This window comes from Citrobacter sp. VF227 (assembly GCF_052950715.1).
In genome coordinates this window covers 1-580 of the sequence record NZ_JBRFVF010000181.1, presented here as the reverse complement: position 1 = coordinate 580, position 580 = coordinate 1, and the positions used below count along the sequence as shown (strand labels likewise).

Below are 580 nucleotides of genomic sequence, written 5' to 3'. Positions count from 1 at the left end.
ATCGAACAGGGCGACGCCGGTCGGTATCGCGACAGCATCTGCTACCGCCAGGGCGGCTTCCACCTCATCTGTCGCGTTGGGCGGGGTGTCGATCAACATTAAGTCTAGGCCGAGCCCGCGCCCGGCCTCAACAATCTGAGCCACCGCGCGGGGCTTGGCGTCAGATACGAACGGCTGCTCGGCGTCCCGCCGGTCTGACCACTCAGACAACGACGACTGCGGGTCGAGATCGATGATGCCGACCTTATGGCCGTCTTCAATCGCTGCGGCAGCAAGGTTGATCGTTAGGGTGCTTTTGCCGACCCCACCCTTCCAGGCTAGCAACGCAACCACCTTCATCGGTGTGCCTCCACACAGGTTGTTCGGCACAACTACCGACAATCCCACATCTACACCATCCAAACTGCCGGAACGTCAACGTGAATGAAAAGACACAAGGTAGCTTGTGTGGAGGTGTGGTTGCATGAGCTGCGTATCAAGCGCAGCGAGTGAACCGGCAACATTGACTTAGCCGTGCGACCCAGCCGACATGCCATGTCCGGCTGACACGCTCTCTGTGCGAGTCGCCGGGACCATCAGG

General features: G+C 60.2%; 1 protein-coding gene. It reads right to left on the bottom strand.

Annotated features, from left to right (window positions below; translation table 11 throughout):
• Positions 1 to 339: AAA family ATPase (locus ACU8YC_RS25780; protein WP_446896077.1), on the bottom strand; the 339-nt coding region annotated here is incomplete at its 3' end.
• Positions 340 to 580: the final 241 nt, after the last annotated feature.